This is a genomic window from Isoptericola cucumis, assembly GCF_014635665.1.
Lineage (GTDB): Bacteria > Actinomycetota > Actinomycetes > Actinomycetales > Cellulomonadaceae > Isoptericola > Isoptericola cucumis.
In genome coordinates, this window is the sequence record NZ_BMDG01000012.1 from 70,044 (window position 1) to 91,016 (window position 20,973).

Annotated in this window: 11 protein-coding genes; 6 read left to right on the forward strand and 5 right to left on the reverse strand. The window is 72.3% G+C overall.

Annotated features, from left to right (window positions below):
• Positions 1 to 28: 28 nt before the first annotated feature.
• The 3 genes from IEW03_RS16410 to IEW03_RS16420 all read right to left on the reverse strand — a co-directional run bounded on the left by IEW03_RS16410 (position 29) and on the right by IEW03_RS16420 (position 12,213).
• A complete protein-coding gene (locus IEW03_RS16410) occupies positions 29 to 2,659 on the reverse strand; it encodes an MMPL family transporter (RefSeq protein ID WP_188524778.1) in 2,631 nt (876 codons plus the stop codon).
• Positions 2,652 to 3,365 (reverse strand): TetR/AcrR family transcriptional regulator, encoded by a 714-nt coding sequence (locus IEW03_RS16415; RefSeq protein WP_188524779.1) that lies wholly within the window; start codon positions 3,363 to 3,365, stop codon positions 2,652 to 2,654. Before IEW03_RS16415 ends, IEW03_RS16410 begins: the two co-directional genes overlap by 8 nt.
• Before the next feature lie 70 nt (positions 3,366 to 3,435).
• Entirely contained in the window at positions 3,436 to 12,213 is an 8,778-nt protein-coding gene (locus tag IEW03_RS16420; RefSeq protein ID WP_188524780.1) for a DUF5979 domain-containing protein, read from the reverse strand.
• Between the two features lie 324 nt (positions 12,214 to 12,537).
• Here IEW03_RS16420 and IEW03_RS16425 point away from each other — a divergent pair, with 324 nt between their 5' ends.
• On the forward strand, positions 12,538 to 12,960 hold the full coding sequence (locus tag IEW03_RS16425; protein ID WP_188524781.1) for a hypothetical protein: 423 nt from the start codon (positions 12,538 to 12,540) through the stop codon (positions 12,958 to 12,960).
• Between the two features lie 15 nt (positions 12,961 to 12,975).
• Here the strand turns inward: IEW03_RS16425 and IEW03_RS16430 are convergent, their stop codons facing one another.
• Positions 12,976 to 13,710: an ArsR/SmtB family transcription factor gene (locus IEW03_RS16430; RefSeq protein ID WP_188524782.1), complete on the reverse strand. Its 735-nt coding sequence runs from the start codon at positions 13,708 to 13,710 to the stop codon at positions 12,976 to 12,978.
• Between the two features lie 64 nt (positions 13,711 to 13,774).
• Here IEW03_RS16430 and IEW03_RS16435 point away from each other — a divergent pair, with 64 nt between their 5' ends.
• The 5 genes from IEW03_RS16435 (at position 13,775) to IEW03_RS16455 (ending at position 20,508) form a co-directional block, all read left to right on the forward strand.
• Positions 13,775 to 14,188: an ACT domain-containing protein gene (locus IEW03_RS16435; RefSeq protein WP_229738363.1), complete on the forward strand. Its 414-nt coding sequence runs from the start codon at positions 13,775 to 13,777 to the stop codon at positions 14,186 to 14,188.
• Between the two features lie 82 nt (positions 14,189 to 14,270).
• Positions 14,271 to 15,983 (forward strand): SulP family inorganic anion transporter, encoded by a 1,713-nt coding sequence (locus IEW03_RS16440; protein WP_188524783.1) that lies wholly within the window; start codon positions 14,271 to 14,273, stop codon positions 15,981 to 15,983.
• Complete coding sequence (locus IEW03_RS16445; protein WP_188524784.1) at positions 15,980 to 16,825, forward strand: bile acid:sodium symporter family protein; 846 nt, start codon at positions 15,980 to 15,982, stop codon at positions 16,823 to 16,825. The genes IEW03_RS16440 and IEW03_RS16445 overlap by 4 nt, the downstream gene beginning before the upstream one ends.
• 60 nt (positions 16,826 to 16,885) lie before the next feature.
• A complete protein-coding gene (locus IEW03_RS16450) occupies positions 16,886 to 18,580 on the forward strand; it encodes an RNA-binding domain-containing protein (protein ID WP_188524785.1) in 1,695 nt (564 codons plus the stop codon).
• A 44-nt stretch (positions 18,581 to 18,624) separates the two neighbouring features.
• Positions 18,625 to 20,508, forward strand: a complete 1,884-nt coding sequence (locus IEW03_RS16455; RefSeq protein ID WP_188524786.1) for an alkyl/aryl-sulfatase — start codon at positions 18,625 to 18,627, stop codon at positions 20,506 to 20,508.
• Between the two features lie 113 nt (positions 20,509 to 20,621).
• Here IEW03_RS16455 and IEW03_RS16460 read toward each other — a convergent pair whose 3' ends face one another.
• Positions 20,622 to 20,966: a DUF202 domain-containing protein gene (locus IEW03_RS16460; RefSeq protein WP_188524787.1), complete on the reverse strand. Its 345-nt coding sequence runs from the start codon at positions 20,964 to 20,966 to the stop codon at positions 20,622 to 20,624.
• Between the last annotated feature and the right edge of the window lie 7 nt (positions 20,967 to 20,973).

The window sequence follows — 20,973 nt, forward strand, 5'->3', positions numbered from 1 at the left end:
CCGGCCCCTGCGACGAGGGCGCGGGCCCTCAGCGTGCGTCCGCCGGGGCGGGCTCCGGCTCGGGGGTGGCGTCGGGCGCGCCGTCCTCGGCGTGCGGGTGACGACGCTCCAGCGCCGCCCCCTCGACGTCGACGTTCGGCAGGATCCGCTCGAGCCACCGCGGCAGCCACCACGCCGCGTCGCCGAGCAGGTGCATGAGCGCCGGCACGACGAGCATCCGCACGACGAACGCGTCGACGAGCACGCCGAACGCGAGGGCGAACCCGATCGACCGGATCATGGCGTCCTCGGCGAACACGAACCCGCCGAACACGGAGATCATGATGACGGCCGCCGCGGTGACGACGGAGCGGCCGGCGCGGAAGCCCTGCGCGACGGCGAGGCGCGCGGGCGCACCGTGGGCGTACGCCTCCCGCATGCCCGAGCCGAGGAAAAGCATGTAGTCCATGGCCAGGCCGAACAGGATGCCGACGAGGATCGTGGGCAGGAAGTTCAGGATCGGCCCCGGCTGGTGGACGCCGAAGACGCCGGCCAGCCAGCCCCACTGGTAGATCGCCACGACGCCGCCGAGGGCGGCGAAGTACGACAGGACGAAGCCGAGGGTCGCGATCACGGGCACGAGGATCGACCGGAACACGACCACGAGGATCAGCAGCGACAGGCCGATGACCACGCCGAGGTAGAGCGGCAGCGCGTCGGACAGCTTCTCGGAGATGTCGATGTTGCCCGACGCCGCACCCGCGACGCCGACCTGGACGTCGCCCGTCACGGTCGCGTCCCCGGTGCCCTGCACGTCGACCGCCAGCGGGGACAGGCCTCGCAGCGTGTGGACGAGCTGCTCGGTGGACGCGCTCGTCGGCCCCTCGGTGGGGACCACCTGGAACGCGAGCGTCCAGCCGTCCTCCGACGTCCCGGCGGGCGCGACGGCGACCACGTCGTCCTGCGCGGCGAGCTGCTTCGCGAGGGCGAGCTGCGTCGCGACCTCGGTGTCCTGGGTGACCGCGTCCGGCACGTCCGCGACCACGAGCAGCGGCCCGTTCACGCCGGCGCCGAACTGGTCGGCGACCGTCGTGTACGCCGCGTACGACGTGGTGTCCTCGGGGGCCGACGACCCGTCGGGGAGGTTGGTCCGCAGGTCGAGCGCCGGGATGGCGACGACGCCGAGCACCGCGACGCCGAGGACCACGCGGCCCACCGCGACGAGCGTCCGCATCGGCTTCACCGGCGTCGCCTGCTTCGCCGGCGGCACGTCGGCCGCGGCCGCCTGCCCGAGGCGCCCGCGCTCCTTGCGGCTGAGGATCCGCATGCCGATGGCGGACAGCAGCGCCGGCGTGAGCGTCACCGCGACCAGCACCGCGACGGCGACCGAGGCCGCGCCGACGGTGCCCATGAGGCCGAGGAACGGGATGCCGGTGACGTTGAGCGCGAGCAGCGCGATCACGACCGTCGCGCCGGCGAAGACGACGGCGTTGCCCGACGTGCCGTTGGCGAGCGCCACGGACTCGCGGACCTCGTAGCCGTCCTTCAGCTGCTGGCGGTGCCGGTTGACGATGAACAGCGCGTAGTCGATGCCGACGGCGAGGCCGAGCATGAGGCCGAGCACCGGCGTCACGGACGACATCTGCACGACGCCCGAGAACGCCAGGGCGCCCATCGCCGCGACGCCGACGCCGACCAGCGCGGTGAGCAGCGGCAGCCCGGCACCGACGAACGTGCCGAGCATGACGACGAGCACGACGGCCGCCACGACCAGGCCGACGACCTCGCCCGGCCCCACGACCGACGGCGTCTCCTGGGCGATGTCGGAGCCGAAGTCCACGCTCACGCCGCCGACGTCCGCGACCCCGTCGGTGATGGCGCCGATGACGGCGTCCTTGGTCTCCATGTCCACGGCCATCAGGTCGTCGGTGAACATCACGGTGGCGACGGCGGTGGAGCCGTCGTCGGACACGAGGGTGATCCCGGACGCGAGGTCCAGCAGCTCCCGGCCCTGCTCGAGCTGCGTGGCCTGCTCGTCGAGCTCGGCGGCGCCGTCCGCGAGCTCCGCGGTCTTCTCGTCGAGGGTGTCCTGCTGCGCGTCGAGCTGCTCCTGCTGGGCGTCGAGCTGCGGGGCGGCGAGCTCGGCCTGGCCGGCGGCCTCCGCCTGGGCGCGGGCGTCGTCGAGCTGGGCCTGGCCCGCCTCGACCTCGGCGCGCGCGGCGTCGAGCTGCTGCTGACCCGCCTCGAGCTGGTCCCGCCCGTCCGCGAGCCGGTCGCGCCCGTCGGCGATCTGCTTCTCGCCGTCGGCGAGCTGGTCGGCCTGCTCCTGCCGGTCGGCCTCGGTGGTGAACGGGTCGACAGCGTCCTCGACGCCGTCGATGCCCGTCGCCCCGGCGAGGATCTCGCCCAGGGCCTTCTCCTGGTCGGCGGTGAACTCCGAACCGTCGTCCGTGCTCAGCACGACGGTGCCGGCGCCGCCCGCCGCCTCGGGCAGCTCGTCGGCGAGCTGGTCGGTCACCTCCTGCGTCGGCGTGCCGGGGATCGAGAAGCTGTCGCTCAGGGTCCCCGCCCCGACGGCGTAGCCGACGCCGGCGATCGCCAGGACGGCGACCCACGCGGCGACGACGGTCTTGACGCGTCGCGACGCGAAGCGTCCGAGGCGGTAGAGCAGCTCAGCCATGGTGTCCTTCAGTTGCGATCGGGCCAGGTGGGGTGGTGCGCAGGGCGGGAACGAGGTGGTCGAGCAGGGCGGACCAGGTGTCGTGAGCAGCGCCGTCCGACGCGCCGCCGGTCCGGGCGAACCAGTGACGGTGCAGCACGACGAGGCTGCTCATGGCCTGGGCGACGAGGAGCTCCACGTCGAGGGCCTCGACGTCGGCGTGCCGGCGCGCGAGGTCCGCCGCGAGCTCCTCGCTGACGTCGGACAGCGACCGCAGCAGCAGCATCGCCTGGTGCGGAGGCACGACGGCGGCGTCCGCCGACTCCCCCGCGAGGCCGAGGCCGCGCGTGAGGGACGCCATCGGCGCCACGAGCTCCGCGCGCCGCAGCGCCGCGACGAGGTCGTCGCGGAGGGCGTCGCGCGCGGCGTCCGGGCCGGGACCGGCCGGCGTCGGCGGCGCGACGGCGTGGAGCGCGTCGCGGACGGTGCCGAACGCGTCGGCACCGACGGCCGCGACGACGTCGTCGAGCGACGGGAAGTGGTTGAAGACGGTGCGCCGGGAGACGCCCGCGCGCGTGGCGAGGTCGTCGACCGAGAAGCCGACGCCGCCACCGTCGTGCATGAGAGCCGCGGCCGCCTGGACGATGTCGCGGCGCGTCCGGGCCTTCAGCAGGGCACGCTTCCCGACGGACGGGCCGTCAGGACGCGGGGAGGGGGTCGGCGGCACGGAGCGACACTAGGCGGCTCGCTGCACTGAGTGCAACGAGCCGCCTAGGTGACGCTGGTCTCCTTCCGCGTCAGTGCACCCCGCGCCGTCGCACGTTCACGAGCACCACACCCGCCGCCGTCAGCAGGACGACCAGGCCCAGCAGCTTGATGAAGTCCGCACCCGTGCGCGGCAGCCAGCCCGGCAGGCCGCTGTCGTCACCACCGGTGGCGCCACCGTTCCCGCCGTCGTCGCCGCCGTCCGCGGGCGGGGGCGGCGGGCCGAACGTGTTGGTCACAGTGACCGACGCCGGGTCGGCCGCGACCGTCACCGCGCCCGGGTCGCCGCCGTCGACGCTGGAGACGGTCGAAGCGGCCGCCCCGCCGTCGTCGGTCTCCGTGACGACACAGTCCGCGCCGACCGGCAGCCCGTCGTAGGTGACCGGGTCGCCCGGGGTGAGCTCGCGCGCCGCTCCGTCGGGGATCTCGATCGACTCGCCCTGGAACGTGCACTCGAGCGCGACCTCGAACGGCCCGACGTCGTACGAGTCGCCCTCGAACTCGACCACCTTGTCCACCGCGATCGACCCGACGTCGAACGTGTTCGTCACCGTCACGGTCACCGGGTCGCCGTCCGTGCCAGGCACCACGACCTGGCCCGGCTCCCCGTCCTCCACGGTCGTGGAGACCGTGGACGACGTCGCGCCCGCGACGTCCGTCTCGGTCACGACGCAGTCGGCGCCGACCGGCAGCTCCGTGTACGTCACCGGCTCGCCGGGGGTGATCTCCCGCACGGCCCCGCCGGGGATCTCGACCGGCTCCCCCTCGAACGTGCACTCGAGGGAGACCTCGAACGGCCCGTCGCCGTACAGCTCCGCACCGTCGCCGACCACGACCTTGTCGACCGTGAGCTCGCCCAGGTCGAAGGTGTTGGTCGCGGTGAGCGTCACCTGCTCGCCGTCGGACGGCGGCACCACGACCTCACCCGGTCCGCCGCCGTCCACGGCGGTCGACACTGTCGTGGACGTCGCGCCGCCGTCCTCGGTCTCGGTGACGACGCAGTCCGCTCCCACCGGGAGCCCGGCGTAGACCGCGGGCTCGTCCGGAGCCACCGTGCGGGTGGCGCCGTCCGGCACCTCGATCGCGTTGCCCTCGAACGTGCACTCGGCCGTCACCTCGAACGGGCCGGTGCCGTACTGGGCGCCCTCACCGTCCACGACCTTCTCGACGGTGAACTCACCGACGTCGTAGATGTTGGTGACGACGACCTCGACCGGATCGGCCAGGTCGGCCCCGTCGACCGGTACCGTCACCGGCTCCGACTGCGGCTCCTCGTCCGGCGGCACCAGATACGAGACCGACGTCGCGCCCCCGGTGCCGGTCTCCGTGACCGTGCACGTGTCCCCGTCCTGGAGCCCGAAGTAGAGCGCCGGGAAGCCTGGCCCGAACCGACGGGTGTCACCGCCGGGAATCGTCTCGACCGGGACACCTTGGTCGTCGACGCAGGAGATCGACGCCTGGTACGGGAACTCGTCGAACGGGATGTCCGCGAAGAACTGCTGGTACTCGTCGACCAGCTCCTGGATCTCGTCCGGGTCGGTGGGCAGCGGGTCCGGGATCTCCGGGGGCGCCGGCAGGTCCGGCATCGGCGGGGCGAACTCGGCCGCCTCGCCGTCCACCACCTTGCGCACCACCAGCGGGCTGGTCTCGAACGTGTTCGTCACGGTGATGACGACCGGGTCCTCGTCGGCGCCGCCGACGGTGACGTCACCGCTGGTGGCGGGGTCGCCCTCGCCCACCGGGTCCATCTCGACCGAGGTGGCCCCGAAGTCCTGGGTCTCGGTCACGGCGCACACCGCGCCGACCGGCAGGTCGTCGTAGGTGATCGTCTGGCCACCGTTGATGGTGCGCAGCTCGCCGCCCGGGATGGCGATCGTCTCGCTCTCGAAGGTGCAGGAGAGCTCGACCTCGAACGGCCCGGGCCCGTACAGCGCGCCCAGGCCGGCCAGGTCCTTGGTCACCTGCAGCGACGCCAGGTCGAACGTGTTCGTGACCGTGACCTCGGTCGGGTCGTCGCCGATCGTGACCTCGCCCGGCGCACCGTCGTCGACGGACGAGATCGTGACCTCGGTGGCCCCGCCCGTCGTCGGCTCCGTGACGACGCAGTCCGCGCCGACCGGCAGGTCGCCGTATGTCACCGGCTCCCCCGGGGTGATCTCGCGCGTCGCACCGCCCGGGATCTCGATGGCCTCGCCCTGGTACGTGCACTCCAGGGTGACCTCGAACGGGCCGGTGCCGTACTGCGCGCCGTCACCGTCCACCATCTTGTCGACCACGACCTCGCCGACGTCGAACGTGTTGGTCACGGTGATCTCGGCCGGGTCATCACCCGCGGGAGGCACCACGACCTCGCCCGGGTCACCACCCTCCACGGTGGTGGAGACCGTCGACGAGGTGGCTCCCCCGTCTTCCGTCTCCGTCACGACGCACTCCGCGCCGACGGGGATCCCGTCGTAGCTGACCGACTCCCCTCCGACGAGCGTCTGCGTCGCCGGGTCGATCTCGACCGGCTCACCCTGGTACGTGCACTCCAGGGTGACCTCGAACGGGCCGTCCCCGTACAGGTCGGCGCCGGCCCCGTCCACGACCTTGTCGACCACGATCCCGCCGACGTCGAAGGTGTTGGTGGCGGTGACCTCCGCGGTCTCACCGGCGCCCACCGTGACCGGGTTCGGCGTGACGACGGTGTCGGTCGCGCCACCGTCGTCCGTCTCGGTGATGTCGCACTCGGCCCCCGCGGGCAGGTTCTCGATCGTGAGCTCCAGCGGGTCGTCGCCGCCCAGGCTCACCGAGTCCTCGTACACGGTGCGCGGCTCGCCGCCCGTGTCGTCCAGCGTGCAGACGATGTCGAACGTGAACGGCCCGTCGCCATACTCGGGTGCACCCTCGCCTTCCACCACCTTGGTGAGGTGGATCGCGCCGTCGCCGAAGGTGTTGGTCACGCCGACCTGCGTGCCGGCCGTGCCCTCGTCGTCGGGGACGATGACAACGTCGGCGGATGTGCCGTCGGTGGTGACCGGGTCCTCCCCCGGCTGCGTCACGGTCATCGATGTCGACGCCGCTCCCGCGGTGTCCGTCTCGGTGACCGTGCACTCGGCGTTGACCGGGAGCCCCTCGAGGGTCACGGGCGTGCCGTCGGCGTCAAGCTCCACGACCATCGGGGTGTCCGCGTCGTATCCCTCGGCGAACACCTCCTCGCCGAGGAACGTGCACTCCACCGCGGCCTCGAACGGGCCGTAGGAGATCGGGTTGCCGTCCTGGTCGACGGCGTCGCTCACGACGTCCTTGGACAGCTCCAGGCTCGCCAGGTCGTACTCGTTCGTGATCGCGATCTGCGCGGGGGCCGTCTCGTCGCCGATCGTGACCGACTCCGGGGTGACGGTGAAGTCCGTCTGCCCGTTCACGGCCGCGTCCTCGGTCAGGGTGCACTCGGCCCCGTACGGGAGGTTCGGCACGGTCACGGGTTCGTCCGGACTGACGGTGATCGTGACCGGGTCGAGATCGGTCTCCACCCACGTCCCCACGGCCGACGTGCACTCCACCTGGACCTCGAACGAGTCCGGTGCGTACTGGTCGGCCCCGTCGCCCGTGACGAACTTGTTCACCTCGAGCGGTCCGGTCGCCGTCGCGACCCCGACCTTGACGCCCTCGGTGGGCAGGTTGTTCTGCCGGCCCGCCTGCTGGGTGACGACGACGCCGCCGGCGGCCGCGGAGTTCCATGCGATCGACCGGTCGCCGGCCTCCGGCGCCGCCGGCGGGGTGGTCGTCGTGCCCTCCAGCGCGATGGAGTCGCCCGGCTCGAACAGGTCGTCCTCGGGAAAGGTCACGACCACCTTCAACGCGGTGATCTGCTGGTAGACCTCTTCCGACTCGTCTCCGGTCAGCTCGACCCACCCGGTCTCCGGGTCGCCGGTCGGGCACGGCATGGTGATCGGGTCTTCGATGTCGCCCATGCAGTAGTCCTGCGTGGTCGAGTAGTAGAACGTGCCCTCGGCGCCGGGGGGGAGGTTGACGAACTCCGGCGGCGGGTCGTTGGTGAGGATCGGCGCCCACTCGGACCCGCGATCGGCGCCCGCGTACGAGCCCGTGTCGCCCGGGGTCGGCAGCCGGTCGTACAGCACCAGCGTGTCCATCGGGAGGTTGCCGACGTTCTCCACGCCGACCTGCCACGTCTCGTTGTGGCCCGGAGCGATGACCGGGGTGCACGGGTACGCGTAGAAGCCGGCCCCGTTGGGTGTGCACTCGAAGCTCTGGTCCGGGTAGGCCGGGTCGAGCATGACGTCGAGCTCGTCGTCGTCGGTCGCCTTGACGAGCTTCTGCTGCTGGAGTGCCGCCGAGCCGGTCGGGGTGACGTCGGCGTCCGCCTCGCAGGCGCCGGTCTCCTCGTTGAGCCGCTGCGCACACTCGTCCCAGGGCCGGTCGCCCGTGACACCGGCGGTGTTCTCCACCGGGGTCTGCGGCGGCAGGCCGAGCCGGAACTGCACCATCACGGTGATGGTGTAGCTCTGCCCGACCTCGAGCACCGAGCCCTCGGGGAAGCTGAACCCGAGGCTGTCGATGTCGCCCTGCTGGTCGACGGTCACCTGAGCGGCGTCGGTCGGCAGGTCGGGGGTGCTGGTGTCGGGGTCCGAGACGCCGCCCAGGGAGTAGCTGAACGGTTCGTCCTCACCCTCGGCGATCCGCAGCTGCGCGCCCTCGTCGTCGAACGGCATCGGGTCGTCCGTCACCACGGGGTCCACGATCGGCCGGTCGCCCGTGTTCGTGAACGTGATGTTCATGGGGAACGTCGCCTCGGGCGCCTCGGTGCCGCCCGTGGGGACGCCGTCGAAGTCCTTCTCGATCATCACCCCGTTGGTCGCGTGCTGGTACAGGATCGACGACTCGGCCTCGTCGGTCGCCGACACCGGCACGAGCTCCCCCGTGTCCGGGTCGGTGACCAGGTCGGCACCCGTCGTGCTGCCCTGGACGGAGTTGCTCGCCACGCCGGGGTCGGTCTCGCCAGGGCCGGGCGGGTTCGCGGCGAGGTCCGGGAGCACCGGGCCGCCGGAGCGCATCTCGTCGCGGCGCAGGATCTGGATCGGCACCTCCTGCGTCGGGGTCGCCGGGTTCTCCCAGATCGACCCGTCCGTGCGCGTGAAGGTGAACCGCAGGCCCTGCACGTCCTCCGGCGCCACGCCGTCCGGCAGCGTGAACGTGTCCGACGGCGTGCCGGTGACCCAGTCACCGCCCGTCACGGTGACCGGGTCCTCCGACCCGGGCTCACCGGTGAAGGTGCCGCCGGTGAAGGCATCCACCTGCACCTGCTGGATGGGGCGGGCCAGGTCGGCGCTCGGGTCGAACCCGACGAAGTCGTACTGGTTCCAGAACTGCGGGTCGTCGTCCGTGAGCACCATCTCGACGCTGCGCGACGGGCCCTGCGGCTGGCCGGTGAGCGTCATGACCACGGGGGTGTCCCCCGGGTTGCCGTGGTTCGGCTCGACGATCGTGTCGGGGGTGAACGACTTGCCCACCTCGAGGGCGATCTCCGCGTCCTGCAGCTCCATGGTCGCGTCGTCGTTGTCGAGGCGGACGTCCTCCGTGGTGCCGCCCGGGTCGTCGATCGTCGCGGCCGACATGTTCGGCACCGGGCTGTAGTCGGCCACCGTGATCGGGGCGTCCGAGTACCGGTCGAACTGCCGCAGCTGCAACGTGAGGTCCATGCTGCCGGCCGCGCCCGGCGCGACGAGGCCGTCGTACGCCACCTCGACGCCGACGACGTCGTCCAGGTCGCTCACGGCGAGCGCCTCGGCCTCGTCCTCGGTGAAGGTCGCCGTGGTGTCGTCGTCGTAGTGCAGCGTGACCGTAGTGGTCTCCGTGCCCTCCGGCGGCGTGAGGTCGATCGCCGTCAGGGTGAATGCGTCGAACGGCTTCGTGCCGTCCGCCGTCTCCACATCACCCGAGCCCTCGACGGTCGGGTCGGCCAGTCGCAGCTCCTCCACCTTGGCGGCGGAGTTGTTGGTGCCGGTGATCGTCGCGATGGTGCTCGGGTAGAACTGGGGCGGCGTGCCGTCCGGCGGCACCGAGACCGGCCCGCCGGCCCACTCCTTGTCCACGGTGACGTTGAGCGGCACGTCGAGGATCGTGGCCTCGTCGGCGTCCTCTTCCACGAAGTCCTCGCCGTCGATCGTGGCCGTGCCACGCACGGTGTTGTTCACGACCCCCGCATCGCCCGGGATGTTGTACTCCACGCCGCTGGTGTTACCGAGCACCGCCTGGCTCGGGTCGCTCCGCTTGTAGTCCCGCACCTGCCACGTGAGGTCCAGGTGGCGGCCGGTCTCTTGCGTGGAGCGGGCCACCCCGTCGCCGGGGACCGGCGCGGTCGGGTCGGTCGGGTTCTCCGCACGTGACGGCGACTCGGTGTAGGTGAGCCGCACGGACGTCGCACTCGCCTGCTCCTCGGCGGTCAGCGTGTAGCCAGGGAACGTCCCGTCACAGGCCTCTGGGCAGGGGTCGTCCGAGGCCTCGACCCAGGCGCCGTCGATGAACAGCTCGACGCTCTCCACCTGGTCGTACTGGATGAGCGGGTCCACGGTGTTGTCGATCGGCTCCACGCGCACCAGGTTGAACGCGTCGTAGAACGAGTCCTCGATCGGGACGGCCGCCGGGTCGGTGATGTCGGAGATGACCATCGGGTCCACGCCCGAGAAGCCGCCCGTGGACCACGTGATCTGGCCGGTCACCTGGTCGTCCGTACGTGCCCGCACCGTCGCAGGGTCTCCGAGCATCGTCTTGTCGATGAAGTCCCCCGGGCCCTCGCCGTCCACCGGGAACGGGTCGACCGTGTCGCAGGCCACGACCGGCTCGGTCTCCTCGACCGTGTCGGCCGATGCCGACGACTGTCCGCAGTTCTCGATGGGGTCGTCGCGGTCGGTCGGGCCGGTGTAGTCCGCCGTGAAGTTCGGCTGGAAGGCCGTGCCGGGCGGGAAGCCGTCGTCGGAGGTGTAGACGAACTGCACACCCTCCGCGCCGGCGGGCAGGTCGCAGTTCGCCGTGGTCGGGCCCTCGAACGGCCCGCAGTCGGGCGCCGGCTCCCACGAGTCGCCGTCCCAGTAGTTCACCGTCAGGGTGGCGTTGGCCGGCACGTCCGTGCTGCGCACGCCGGTGGCCTCGAAGTTCTGCCAGAACTCGTCGGGGTTGGCCGGGTCGGTCGGGTCCTGCACCACGAACGTGTTCGCATCCGTCGTCGAACCATCGGGCCCGAACGTCGCCAGCTCGCTCGGGAGCTGCACCACGACGCTCTGCCCCGGCACCGCCGGGATCGTGGACGGCGAGATGTTCTTCTCGATGTCGGTCGCGAGCCGGTCCACCAACGTGGTGAGGGTGTCGTCCGCGAGCGCCGGGTCGGCGCTCGGCACGTCGGCCTCGATCTGGTTGGGGTGGTCGACGTTGTCGGGCTCTTGGTCGGGGTCCGTGTCGGCCGTGAACGGGACGGTCGCCTCGGCGCCGTTGGAGATGGTGCCCGTGTACTCGATGGTGAACCCGGTGACGTTGCAGCCGGCCGGCGGGTCGGGCAGCGTGTTCGGCGCCGACGCCGGGATCGGTTCACCAGGCGTGCCGTCGCAGACGAACGTCACCGAGGCGCCGGTCGCGCCGTCGGGCCACACCACGCCGGCGCCCGCACCGTCGGTGCCCCACCCGGTGAACGTGATCGGGTCGTCGCCCTCGAACACGTTGTTGGTGCCCGGCGCCGGCTCGGTGATGCTCATCGAGGTCACCGGGGTGCCGGTGTTGGTGGCGCCCAGGGTCACCGTCGTGGGCGCGCCCGCGCTGACCTCGCCCGGGTCGAAGCTCTTCGACGCCGTGACCGAGTTGTTCGGCGGCGTGATGACGTACGTGTCGCTCGCCGTCACCGGGTCGGACGCGTCGTCACCCAGCGTGACGTTCGACTGGACCTCGTTGGTGACCGTCGTCGGGTCCTCGAGCTCCTCGACCGCCTCGCTCTGCTGCACCTCGACCGGGATCGTCGCCGTCGCACCCTGCTGGATGTCGCCGCTGAAGGTGTAGCGCACGCCCTGCACGGAGGCCGGGTCCACGGAGTCGTCGAGCGGCTCCCACGAGTCGCCGTCCCAGTACTCCTCGGTCACGTCCGTAGCGTTGGGCGGCATCTCGATGTCGCCGGTGCCCGTGTACTCGAGGTAGGTGAACGGGTTCGGGTCGGCCGTCGGGTCCACCGGGTCCTGCACGACGAGCGTGTCGACAGGGGTGTTGGAGGTGTTGGTCGCCCCGAGCGTCATCGTCGCCTCGGTGCCGGGCGCGGCCAACGCGCCCTCCGGCTCGATGGTCTTGGTGGTCTCCGAGGCGAGGCTCAGCTCGACGACGGGGGTGATCTCGACCGTGTCGGACTCCGGGTCGGCGTTGTCCGCGTCGACGGTGGCGGTGTTGGGGATCGGCACGCCGTCTGCGCTGTACGGCAGGTCGGGGTCCACCGTCGCCGTCACGACGATCAGCGCCTGCTGGCCGTTCGGCGTCTCGTCGGCGGTGTACGTCACCGTGTTGGTCTCGGTGTCCGCGACGACGTCGCCGCTCCCGCTGCTCACCGACGCGTCCACGAGCACGAGCTCGTCCGGCAGCTCGTCCGTCATCACCGTGTTGGTGCACGGGTCGTTGTTCGGGTCCGAGCAGGAGATCTGGATCGCGTACTGCACCTGCTGCCCGGGCTCGTACGGGCCCTCGCCGCTGGTGACCTGCTTGTTGATCCCCCACTCCGCCGCCGACGCCGTCGTCGCCGGCACCAGCAGCATCGGCAGCGCGAGCGCCACGGCGCCCAGCACGGACCAGCCGCGGCTGAACCGCCGCCTGTCCCGACTCCTCCCGTGCCGCGCCGTCCGGCTCGCTGACCTGCGCCCCTCCACCATCAGTGCCCTCCCACACATCGGTGCACAACCGCCCGCGCGCGACCTTGCGCGCAAGGACCACCTACGAAGGTGTCAGAAATCACCCGGCTTGGCGCGCCGAAACGGGAGATCCGCCCCAGGACGGTCTTTCGCGAGTTCTGGGACGCCTCGGCTCAGTCCCGCTCACCGGCTCGCGAGCGGGGACCGGCGCGACGAGAGTGGGAGAAGGCGAGGTCAGAGCGCACGGCGAAGGAGCCGACCATGAGCCAGGCGACGGCACGGCGTATCGCGCTGCTCGGCGCGGCGGCGCTGGTCCTCGCGGGCTGCGGCGCCGACTCCACCGACGCCGCCGGGGACAGCACCACGCAGACGTGCGAGGACCTCGACGCCTACACGGACGCCCTGGGGAACCTCGCCCGCACGCTCGGGGCGGACGCGACGCCCGAGGAGGTCCAGGCGGCCCGCGACCAGGCGGACCAGGCGCAGCGGGCGCTGGGCGACAGCATCTCCGACGTCGCGAAGGACCGGACGGACGAGATCAACCGCACCTGGGACGCCCTGGTGACCGCGTTCGGCGACGTCGACGACCAGGCGTCGCTCTCCGAGGCGGCGCCGACGCTGCGGGTGGAGGCGCAGGACGTCGTGGACGAGGTCGCCGCCGTCCGGGAGGACCTGGACTGCTGACGGCGCGCGGCCTGCTCAGGCCGCCGCGTCGTCGAGGGTGCCGGCGGCCACGCCCCAGAGGTCCGCGAGCGCGGCCTGCCCGCCGTCGGTCACGACCAGCCCGCGCGTGCCGCTGCGCCGGGCCACCCACCCGGCACCGAGGAACCTGGTCGCGACGGCGGCACCCAGCGCCCCGGCCAGGTGCTCGCGGCGCTCGGTCCAGTCGGGGCACGCCCGGGTCGTCGGCCGGCGGCTCGACCGCGCCGCGTCGACGTCGACGCCCGCTCCGGACAGCCCTGCCTGCCCGGCGTCGGTCAGCACGAGCGCGTCGCCCAGCCAGCCGCGCGCCGCCATCGCCTCGGTGAGGGCCACGCCGAGGCGTCCGGCGAGGTGGTCGTAGCAGAGGCGGGCGCGCGCGAGCCGCGCCGCCTCGGCCGACTGCCGGAGGGTCACCACCGGGGCCGGCGGGCACAGCCGGCCCAGCGTCTCGAGCGCGTCGGCCACCCCGACGTCGGCCAGCCGGTAGAACCGTTGCCGGCCTCGCCGTGCCACCGCGACGAGCCCGGCGTCCGCGAGCGCGGTGAGGTGCTCGCTCGCGGTCGACGGGCGCACCCCCGCGGCGTGCGCGAGCTCGCTCGCGGGCCGGCTCGACCCGTCGACCAGGAGGTTCAGCATCGTCGAGCGCGCCGGCGCCGCCAGGGCGCGCCCGACGGCGGTGAAGTCCTTGCCGCTCACGTCCTTGCCCGTGCGCCGGGCCGCGCGTCCACCCATGCGGCCACCGTAGGGCGGGGACGGTTCGGCCGCTGCCGAACCGTCCCCGCCCTACCGTCCCGGCATGACCACCACGCACCTGCAGGACCTGGAGATCGTCCTCGCCCACACCCCCGGCACCCTGGCCGCCCTCGGGCGCGCTCTCGGCGAGGCGGGGATCAGCCTCGAGGGCGGTGGCGTCTTCGCCACGGGCCCCACCGCCGTCGCGCACTACCTCGTCGACGACGGCCCCGGGGCCCGCGAGGCCGCCACGCGGGCCGGTCTGGGGGCCGCCGTGCTGCACGACGTCGTCACGCTGCGGCTCGACCAGGAGACCCCGGGCCAGCTCGGCGCCGTCGCCGCCCTGCTCGCCGGCGCGGGCGTCAACGTCGAGGCGCAGTACAGCGACCACGCCGGGAACCTCGTGCTCGTCGTCGACCCGGACCAGCACGACGCGTGCTCCCGCGTCGCCGACGACTGGCGTCGACGCGGGCGCTGACCTGCCCACCTGCCCCGCCCCGGGCACCGTCGGTCCGGCCGTCCCGGTCGCGGGGCCGGGGCGAGTACGGCACGGTGCTGAGGTGCCCCAGTCGAAGCCCACCCCGCGCGACGTCGTCTCCGGCTTCGTCACCGGCCTGTTCTCCATCCCCGAGGGCATGGCGTACGCGACGGTGGGCGGGTTCTCGGCCCCGCTGGGCCTGTGGTCCGGCGCCGTCCCGACGGTGATCGGGTCGATCTTCTCCCGCACGGTCCTCATGGTCACCACGCTGACCAGCGCCATCGCGCTGTCCGCCAGGAGCGTGCTCACCGACGCCGGGCTCGACCCCGGCGACCTCGGCTCGATCGCGGCGCTCACGCTCATGGTCGGGCTGTGGATGGTGCTGCTGGGCGTGCTGAGGCTGGGCTCGGTGATGTCGTTCGTCTCGACGGCGGTCATGACGGGCTTCACCGCCGGCATCGCCGTGCAGATCGTCGCCGGCGTGGTGCAGGACGCGACCGGCTACGAGCCGCAGTCGCACAACACGGTGGGCAAGCTCGTCGAGGCCATCGTGCACGTCGGCGCGTGGGACGCACCGACGGTCGCCGTCGCCGGCGCGACCGTCGCCGCGTGGGCGGCCCTCAGCCTGGTCCCGCGGCTGCGCAAGACGGCCACGCTGGTGTCGCTGGTCGTCGTCACGGTCGTCGTGACGCTGCTGGGAGCCGGCGTCGAGACCGTCTCCGACATCGCCGCCATCCCCCGCTCCCTGCCGCCGCTGACGCTGCCCGACGTCGGTGCGCTGCCGGAGCTGACGTCCGGCGGGCTCGCCATCGCGCTCATCGCCCTCGCGCAGGCGGCGGGCATCGGGGCCGCCGTGCCCAACCCGGACGGGACGCGCACCGACGTCTCCAAGGACTTCACGGCCCAGGGGCTCGCGAACGTCGCCGGCGGGTTCTTCGGCGCGCTGCCGACGGGCGGCTCGCTGTCCCGCACGGGCGTCGCGACCAGCGGCGGGGCGCAGACGCGCTGGGCCGGCATCTTCGCCGGCGTGTGGCTCATCGTGCTCGTGCTCGTCCTCGGGCCCCTGGCCGGCGCCATCCCGATGGCGGTCATCGGCGGCCTGCTCCTCGTCATCGGCGGCGAGCTGGTCGTGGGCCGGTGGGCCGACATCGTGCTCGTGGTCCGCACGTCGTGGCTGTCCGCCGCGGCGATGGTCGTGACCTTCGTCGCCACCACCCAGCTGCCGCTGCAGCAGGCCATCTTCCTCGGAGCCGGCCTGTCGATCGTGCTGTTCGCCGTGCAGTCCGCCAAGCGCGGCCGCATCGTCGAGCTGGTCCCCACCCCCGACGGCGAGGGCGGCGGCGACTTCACCGTGGCCGACCCGCCCGCCGACCTGCCCAGCGGGCGCACCACGGTGCTGCACTACGTGGGCTCCGGGTTCTTCGCCGAGGTGAACCGGCTCGAGGAGGAGTGGCCCCACACCGCGAGCACCCGCGACGCCGGGCTGGTGATCTCGCTGCGCGGCTCGGCCGGCATCCCGTCGACCACGTTCCTCAAGTCTCTCGACCGCCTGCTGGACCGCTGGCACGACCACGGCGTCGAGGTCGTCGTGTGCGGGGTGCCGGACGAGCTGCGGCAACGCTTCGAGACGGGCGGCGTCTCCGGGCGGCTGCAGGGCGCGCTCGTCGGCGACGCCGGCGGCGTGCTCGCCTCCCTGCGCCGGGCCTACGACCTGGCGGAACGCCGCCGGGCCGCACGCGCCGCCCTCTCCCCGCCCGCCCCTGACGACGCCCCGGACGACAAGGACCCCGCATGACCGACGTCCTCACCACCCTCGCGCAGGTCGCGGTCCTCACGTTCGTCGTGACGTCGATGGTCGCCCTCGGCCTGTCGCTCACGGTGGTGCAGATCCTCACGCCGCTGAAGGACGCGAAGCTGGTGCTGCTCGGGCTGGTGACGAGCTTCGTCGTCGCGCCGGCCGCCGCGTGGGGCATCGCGGCGCTGTTCGGCCTGAGCGACGACCAGACGCTCGGGCTGCTGCTGCTCGGCGTCGCCGCGGGCGCGCCGTTCCTGCCCAAGCTCGCGCAGCTGGCGCACGGCGAGGTGCCCTACTCGGTGGGCCTCATGGTGCTGCTCATGGTCGTCACCGTCGGCTACGTGCCGCTGGTGCTTCCGCTGCTGGTCGACGGCGTCACCGTGAGCGCCTGGGACATCGCCCGCCCGCTGCTGCTGCTCATGCTGCTGCCGCTCGCCGTCGCGCTCGTCGTGCGAGCGCGCTACCCCGACGCCGCGAGGCTGGCACCGGTCCTCAACCGGGTGTCGACGACGGCGCTCGCCCTCGGCATCGGCGCCGCGGTGCTGGTCGGCCTGCCGCAGATCTGGGACCAGGTCGGCACCGGGCTGCTGCTCGCGACCCTGCTGTTCGTCGTCGTGTGCCTCGCCGTCGGGTACCTGCTCGGCGGGTCGGGGCGGTCCCAGCGCGTCGTGACGTCCCTCGGGTCGGCGCAGCGCAACCTGTCGGCGGCGCTGCTCATCGCCGGCACCAGCTTCGTCGGCACCCCCGTGGTGCTCGTGACCGTCATGGTGGCGTCGCTGCTGCTCACCGCCGTGCTGCTGCTCGTCGCCGCGGAGCTCGGCAAGCGGGCGTCCCCCAAATAGAAGTTATATAACTTCTAGGGCCTCTTGCTCAGAGTTATATAACTCCCCATACTGGTCTGCATGGATGCAGAGCGGGGGGCTCGCCTCGTCGCGGAGGGCGAAAAGCTCGACGTCGAGTTCAAGAGCGAGGAGCGGCAGCTCTATGCGGACAAGGAGCTGATCGAGGCAGTTGCCTGTCTCGCCAACGGGTCCGGTGGGGTGCTGTTCCTCGGCGTCGAGGACGACGGGACGGTCACGGGCGCTCGCCCACGGCACGGCACGCGGACGGACCCCTTCCGGGTCCAGGCCACGATCGCCAACGGGACGATCCCGCCATTGCCCGCACGCGTGTCTCTGCTCACGATCGCGGAGAAGGGCGTGGTCGCGATCGAGGTCGACGAGGCCACGACGCCCGTCGGTACCAAGACGGGCCGGTACACGCGGCGAGCTCTTCGGAACGACGGCATGCCCGAGTGCACCCCCTACCCCCTGCACGAGATGTTGAGCACGACCACGAGCGCCGGCGAGTCCGACTACGCCACGCTACGTGCACCCGGCGCGACCTGGGCGGATCTCGACTCCACCGAGTTCGACCGATTCCGACGCCTCGCGGCCAGTCAGTCGGGTGACGGCACCCTCGCCACGCTCTCCGACGTCGAGATCGCGCGATCACTGGGCGTGACCGATCCCGGAAGAGCCGAGCCGACCCCGCTCATGGGGGCACTACTCCTCTTCGGCTCGGCGACGGCGCTCGCACGCTTCGCACCAACCCACGAGACGTTCTTCCAGGTGATGCGCGGCTCCGACGTCGAGGTCAACGAGCATATCGTCGGCGCCCTGCTCAAAGCCGCCGAGGAGCTCTTCACACGCTTCTCCCCCTACAACACAGAGGAGGAGGTCGACGCCGGACTGGTGCGCCTCGCCCTCCCGCGGGTGCCCGAGCGCGCTCTGCGCGAGGTGATCGCCAACGCGCTCGTGCACCGCGACTACACGATGACGGGCGCCGTGCGCCTCCAGGTGGGCGATGACGCCGTCGTCGTCTCGAGCCCGGGCTCGTTCCCTCGCGGCATCAGCCTGGACAACCTCCTCGACCACAGTCGTCCCCGCAGCCGGACGCTGGCGGACGCATTCAAGCGCGCCGGTCTCGTAGAGCGCACGGGACGAGGGATCCCCCGGATGTTCGAGAGCACGCTCCGGATCGGACGCGACGCCCCCGACTACTCCCGCAGCACGTCGGACGCCGTCGTGGCGTCGTTCGCGACGTCCGACGCCGACGCCGCCCTGGCCAGGTTCGTCTTCGAGAAGGAGTCGGCGCAGGGCAGCCCGATGGCGCTCTCCGTCCTCCAGGTGCTGCACGAGCTGCGGCGCGAGGGCGATCTCAGCGTGGTCGAAGCGGCTCGGCTCCTGCAGAAGGTCGAGGGCGAAGCTCGCGCCTCGTTGACGAGGATGGTGGAAGCCGGGCTGGTCGAACCCCGCGGGTCGGGTCGCGGCCGCCGATACCACCTCTCGGCCGCGACGTACCGGGCCCTGCAGTCCGACCCCAGCGACGTCCGGGTCCGCGGCTTCGACCGGATTCAGCTGCGACAAATGGTGCTCACCTATGTCCGCGCGCACGGCAAGATCACCCGTGCCACGACTGCCGAGCTCTGCTCGCTCGCTCCCCCGGCCGCGACAGCACTGCTGCGCTCGATGGTCGACGCCGGAGATCTCGAGCTGCGCGGTGAGCGTCGGGGTGCCCACTACGTGCTCCCTGGAACAGGTTCGGCCGAGGGCTGAACCCTCGCCGTGCGGTGGGGGGCGAGCAGTGCCAGCCTGGCGCCATGCCTACGACGCCCAAGCCAGCCACGCCCACGATCGTCGCCCAGCAGCAGGAGATCCTGAACACGCTGCCGTTCTCGGACCGGCAGGACTTCGAGGACGCGACGCGCGGGCTCGTCGCCCGACGCCAGCCCAACGCCGTCACCGACGCCTCCGGCGCCGTCGTCTGGGACAACGACACCTACGCCTTCCTCTCCGGCGACGCGCCCGACACCGTGAACCCGAGCCTGTGGCGCCAGTCGCAGCTCAATGCGGTCGAGGGACTGTTCGAGGTCGTGCCCGGCGTCTACCAGGTGCGCGGCATGGACCTGTCGAACACGTCGATCATCGAGGGCGACGAGGGCGTCATCGTCATCGACACCCTGCTCACCAAGGAGACCGGGGAGGCCGCGCTCGCGCTGTACCGCGAGCACCGGGGCGACCGGCCGGTCAAGGCGATCATCTACACGCACTCGCACGCCGACCACTTCGGCGGCACCAAGGGGTTCGTCACGCAGGAGGAGGTCGACTCCGGCGCGGTGAAGATCTTCGCGCCCGAGGGCTTCGTGGAGCACGCGGTCTCGGAGAACGTGTACGCGGGTGTCGCGATGAACCGCCGCGCCGCCTACATGTACGGCGCGGCCCTCGCCCGCGGCCCGCAGGGCGGCGTCGGCGCCGGCCTCGGCCAGACCATCTCCACCGGCGAGGTCACGTTCGTCCCACCGACCCACACGATCTCCACGACCGGCCACGAGGAGGTCATCGACGGCGTCCGCTTCGTCTTCCAGATGGCCCCCGGCACCGAGGCGCCGTCGGAGATGCTCATCTACCTGCCCGACCACCAGGCGCTCTGCTCGGCCGAGGACGCCACCCACACGCTGCACAACCTGCTGACCCTCCGCGGCGCCGTCGTGCGCGACCCGCACGCCTGGTCCAAGTACCTCACCGAGACCGTGGACCTCTTCGGCGACGTCGAGGTCGTCTTCGCCTCCCACCACTGGCCTACCTGGGGCCACGACCGCGTCGTGAAGTTCCTGCAGGACCAGCGCGACATCTACGCCTACCTGCACGACCAGACCCTGCGCCTGCTCAACAAGGGCCTCACCGGCCCGGAGATCGCCGAGGAGATCACCCTCCCGCCGGCGCTCGAGAACGCCTGGAACACCCGCGGCTACTACGGCTCCGTGAGCCACAACGTCCGCGCGATCTACCAGCGCTACCTCGGCTTCTTCGACGGCAACCCGGCCCACCTGTGGGAGCACACCCCGGTGGAGCGGGCGAAGCGGTACGCGAAGCTCGCGGGCGGCGTCGACGCCCTGGTGTCGACCGCCCGCGACGCCTTCGACGCCGGCGACTTCCGCTGGGCGGCCGAGGTGGCCAACCACGCCGTCTTCGCCCAGCCCGACCACGTCGCGGCGCGGGAGGTGCTCGCCGACACGTACGAGCAGCTCGGCTACGGCTCCGAGAACGGCACGTGGCGCGACTTCTACCTCGCCGGCGCCATGGAGCTGCGCGACGGCCAGTTCGGCACGCCGACCGAGACGAACGCGCCCGACGTCGTCGCCAACCTCTCCCCCGAGATGCTCTTCGACGCCATCGCCATCCAGGTCAACGGCCCGAAGGCGTGGGGCGAGAAGCTGACGATCGACGTCGTGCTCACCGACTCAGGCACGCGGTACCGGCTCCGGCTCGCCAACGGCGTCCTCACCTACAGCGCCGCGGCACAGCAGGGCGACGCGGACGCGACGATCACGGCGACCCGCGCGTCGCTGCCGGCGCTCGCCGCCGGTTCGCCGGACGCGCTCGCCGCGGCCGGGATCGAGGTCGCCGGCGATCCGTCCGCGCTCGGGCGACTCGCCGCGGTGCTCGACCCGGGCGACAAGAACTTCGCGATCGTCACCCCCTGACGGACGCCCCGCTGCTCCCCTTCGAGAACACCCTCGTGGACGAAACTGGCCCGAGTTTCGTCCACGAGGGCGTTCTCGAAGGGAAGCGCAGAGGGGGAGGCCCGGAAAGGGGCTCAGAAGACCAGGACCAGCACCAGGCCGGCCAGCCCCAGCAGGCACGTGCCGGCGCAGATGACGGCGATGCGGCGGCCGTGGCGCAGCCGCGGCTCGTCGTGCGTCAGGTGGGCGTGCGTGTGCCGCGCGTGGCTCTTGGCGAACCACCACAGGGGCGGGGTGAGGACGAGGGCGACGGCGGCGGCGAGCACCAGCGCCCGGGAGCCCTCGACGGTCGGCAGCACCTGGATCGCGACCAGGCAAGCGGCCGTGAACGACAGCAGGGTGCGCCGCCACGCCAGCGCGGTGCGCTCCACCTGGAGCCCGCGGTCGCGGTCCGGGCCGACGAGCGGCTGGTCGGTCATCGCCTCT